This window comes from Streptomyces lunalinharesii, from assembly GCF_039532155.1.
Classification (GTDB): Bacteria; Actinomycetota; Actinomycetes; order Streptomycetales; family Streptomycetaceae; genus Streptomyces; species Streptomyces lunalinharesii.
In genome coordinates, this window is sequence record NZ_BAAARK010000091.1 from 1 (window position 1) to 3,638 (window position 3,638).

Annotated in this window: 5 protein-coding genes; 2 read left to right on the plus strand and 3 right to left on the minus strand. The window is 72.6% G+C overall.

The window, feature by feature from the left end; all coding sequences use genetic code 11:
• The coding region (locus tag ABD385_RS40935) for a hypothetical protein (protein ID WP_344585326.1) at positions 1-236 on the plus strand (236 nt) is incomplete at its 5' end.
• 187 nt (positions 237-423) lie between these two features.
• Here ABD385_RS40935 and ABD385_RS40940 read toward each other — a convergent pair.
• Positions 424-1,431, minus strand: a complete 1,008-nt coding sequence (locus ABD385_RS40940) for a stage II sporulation protein M (RefSeq protein WP_344585328.1) — start codon at positions 1,429-1,431, stop codon at positions 424-426.
• Between the two features lie 171 nt (positions 1,432-1,602).
• Here ABD385_RS40940 and ABD385_RS40945 point away from each other — a divergent pair, with 171 nt between their 5' ends.
• A complete protein-coding gene (locus ABD385_RS40945) occupies positions 1,603-2,643 on the plus strand; it encodes an RDD family protein (protein ID WP_344585330.1) in 1,041 nt (346 codons plus the stop codon).
• 30 nt (positions 2,644-2,673) lie between these two features.
• Here the strand turns inward: ABD385_RS40945 and ABD385_RS40950 are convergent, their stop codons facing one another.
• Both ABD385_RS40950 and ABD385_RS40955 read right to left on the minus strand, forming a co-directional pair.
• Positions 2,674-3,288 carry a hypothetical protein gene (locus ABD385_RS40950; protein ID WP_344585331.1) on the minus strand — a complete coding sequence of 205 codons (615 nt, stop codon included), beginning with the start codon at positions 3,286-3,288 and terminating at the stop codon, positions 2,674-2,676.
• Positions 3,289-3,426: 138 nt separating this feature from the next.
• Positions 3,427-3,638: adenosylhomocysteinase (locus ABD385_RS40955; protein ID WP_344582438.1), on the minus strand; the 212-nt coding region annotated here is incomplete at its 5' end.

The following is a 3,638-nucleotide window of genomic DNA, read 5'->3' on the forward strand; positions in this document are numbered from 1 at the left end:
TCGGCTTTCTCGCGGTTCCAACCTTACCAGATCCGTTTCCGTCTCTGGCCCCCTGCTGGAGCGGGGTCCGGCCGATTCGCTTTCGCTCTTCGACCTTTCCGACTTTATCAGATCTTCTTTCCGTTCCAGACCGCGAGGCGGCTGGTGCGAATTTCGTTCTGAATTACCCGTCGGGGGGCTTGTCTTTCGACTTTTCCGACTTTATCAGAAGGCATTCGATCGAAATGATCGGGTGACGCTTCTGGTAAATGGTCGGCGCGCTCAGCCTATGTGAAGTGCGGCCGGAGCGGAGGAGAGACTAACTGTCGCGATCGAACTTGTCCAGCTCGTTGCAACCGTTTGAATCTACCTCCCCCTCTGACCCGTGTCAACGGGTTTTTGGGACGAGGAGGAGATTAGCAGGTCAGGAGGGTTGTCCGCACATCACGCGGCGGTGGGGAGCTGGGCGGCGCGGTCGGAGGTGTCGACGTCGGCGGTCTCGCCGGCGCGCGCGGCGCGGCCGCCCAGGACGTAGACGTAGGTGAGGAACGCCAGCTCGGCGAGGACGCCGAGGGTGATGCGGGCCCAGGTCGGGAGGGCGGACGGCGTGACGAAGCCTTCGAGGAGGCCGGAGACGAAGAGGACGGCAGCCAGGCCGACGGCGACGCCGAGCGCGGTGCGGCCCTCTTCTGCGAGTGCCGTGCGGCGGGTGCGGGGGCCCGGGTCGATGACGGTCCAGCCCAGGCGCAGGCCGATGCCGGCGGCGACGAAGACGGCGGTCAGTTCGAGGAGGCCGTGCGGGATGAGCAGGCCGAGGAAGGTGTCCAGTCGGCCCGCGGAGGACATCAGGCCCAGTCCGGCGGCGAGGTTCAGCATGTTCTGGAAGAGGACCCAGAGGACGGGGAGGCCGAGGAAGGCGCCGAGGACCAGGCAGAGGGCGACGGCCTGGGCGTTGTTCGTCCATACCTGGGCGGCGAAGGCCGCGGCGGGGTGGTTGGAGTAGTACGCCTCGTACTCGCCGCCGGGGCGGGTCATCTCGCGGAGTTGCTGGGGGGCGCCGAGGGTGGACTGGACCTCCGGGTGGGCGGCTATCCACCAGGCCATGAGGGCGGCGACGGTCAGGGAGAGCACCGCCGTGGGGATCCACCAGCGGCGCAGGCGGTAGACGGCGGCGGGGAAGGAGGTGGTGAAGAAGCGGGCGGCGTCGCGCCAGGAGGACGGGCGGGCGCCGGTGACCTTGCTGCGGGCGCGGGCCACTAGGGAGGTGAGGCGGCCCGTCAGGGCGGGGTCGGGGGCGCTGGAGAGGAGGAGGGAGAGGTGGGTGGTGGTGCGTTGGTAGAGGGCGACCAGTTCGTCGGCTTCGGCGCCGGTGAGGCGGCGCTTGCGGCGCAGCAGGGTTTCCAGGCGGTCCCATTCGGCGCCGTGGGCCGTGACGAAGACATCCAGGTCCATTACGGGGGTCGCTCCTCGCAGCGCGGTGGGTGGGTGTCGGGCCAGCTTGGCAGACTGGCCGGGCGCAGGGGTCCGGGCCTCAAGGGGCAGGGGGCACCCGTGTGACGTGCCGCGCGGTGGCGGGTGCGGGAGCAGGGTCGCGAGGGAACAGGGTCGAGAGGGAGTGGACGGGTGAGCCAGCTGGTGACGGGGGAAGCGGTGGTGCTGGGGCTGCGGCCGGCCAGGCTGGCGAGCCGGGGTCTGGCGGTGGTCGTGGACCTCGCGGTGGCCTGGGGGACGTACCTCGCGGTGACGCTGGTGATGGTGGGTACGGCGTCCTCGTTGGACGGTGCGGTGTTGGCGGCCGTACAGGTGGCCACGTTCGTGCTGGTGCAGGTGGGGATTCCGATCGCGGTGGAGACGCTGAGCCACGGGCGGTCGTTGGGGAAGCTGATCTGTGGGTTGCGGGTGGTGCGGGAGGACGGTGGGCCGATCCGGTTCCGGCACGCGCTGGTGCGGGGGGCCATGGGGGCCGTCGAGATCGTGATGACGATGGGGGTGCTGGCGTCGATCGCGTCGATGGTGTCGGCGCGGGGGCGGCGGCTGGGTGACGTGTTCGCCGGGACGCTGGTGGTGCGGGAGCGGGTGCCCGAGGCGGAGGGCGTGGGCGTGGTGCTGCCGGAGCCGCCGCCGTGGCTGGCCGGGGAGGTTGCCGGGCTCGACCTGTCGCGGGTGCCGGACGGGTGGTGGTTGGCCGTGCGGCAGTACCTGGGGCGGCTGGGCGAGTTGGACCCGCAGGCGGGCGCGGCGATCGCCGGGCGGCTCGCCGGGGACCTGCGGGGGTTCGCGGGGGCCGTGGTGCCCGCGGGGACGGACCCGGTGGTGTATCTGGACGCGGTGGTGCGGGAGCGGCAGGAGCGGGAGGCGCGGCGCGCGTTCGGGGCGAGCGGTGTGCCGGGAATGCGTCCTGGGGCGGAGGGGGCGGTGGCCCCGGGGGCCGGGCCGGGGACCGTTCCGTCAAGTGGGTTGGCTGTGGGCGGTGTTGGCGTGGGGGGTGTTCCCGCGGGGGCGTGGGTGGCGCCCGGGGGTGCGGTGACGGCCGGGGCGGAAGCCGGGGGTGGCACGCCGGGCGGCGGGGTGGCGTGGCCGGCGGCGGAGGTGCCGGGGGCGTCGGGTGACGGTGGGGGCGGTCGGGCGCCGCGGAGTGGCACCGGGTTCGCGCCGCCCGTGTGAGAGGGGCCCGGGGGCGTGCCGGGGGCGGCGTCAGCTGAAGGTCGAGGGCGGTGTGTCGAGGGATTCGAGTTCGATGCCGGGGGCGGCCAGGACGACGTCGCCGGCGAGGTGGACGGCGTGCTGTTCGCCGGTTTCGAGGTCGGTGACCTGGTACGCGTCGGCGATGAGCGGGGCGATGTCGGTGGCGTGTGGTGTGCTGGAGAGCAGTGCCCAGGACTGGTCGAGGGTGCGGGGGGCGAGGACGGGGGGCGTGAAGGCGACGAGGCGCACGCGGGTGGCGCCGGCGCCCGGGGCCGGGCGCAGCAGTCGGGCGGTGGCGACGAGGAAGGCCGGGGAGGCGCCGGTGAAGGCGTGGGCGGGGACGTTGCCCTCGGTGGCGTGGGTGCCGGTGGGGTCGGTGCGCACCCAGGTGACGCCGTCCAGGGCGGCGCCGCGGACCTGCCAGGCGGAGGCGTGGAGTTCGAGGCGGATCGGGCGGCCGAGTTCGTCGAGGGTGAGGTCGACGGATCCGGTGTGTTCGCCGGCGGTGTTGAGGGTCTGGGAGACGTAGCGCCAGCCGGAGGGGCCGGTGGCGCAGTGGAAGTGCTCCTCGCCGAGGGGGGTGTGGTCGTGCGGGTCGTACAGCGAGTAGTGGCCGCGGGGCATGGGGGTGCAGTCCTTGCGAGGGCGGGTGGTTCCGGGGGTTCTGCGGGCCAGGCCCCCGCCTGGGGGGCGGGGGCCTGGTGCCAGCGTCTGCTGGTGGGGGTGCCGGTCGCCGGCCCGTGGGTGGGTCGGCGGTGGCGGTCAGTAGCGGTAGTGGTCGGGCTTGTACGGGCCCTCGACCTTGACGCCGATGTAGTCGGCCTGCTCCTGGCGCAGGGTGGTGAGCTTGACGCCCAGCGCGTCCAGGTGGAGCCGGGCCACCTTCTCGTCCAGGTGCTTGGGCAGCACGTAGACGTCGGTCGGGTACTGCTCGGGCTTGGTGAACAGCTCCAGCTGCGCCAACGTCTGGTCCG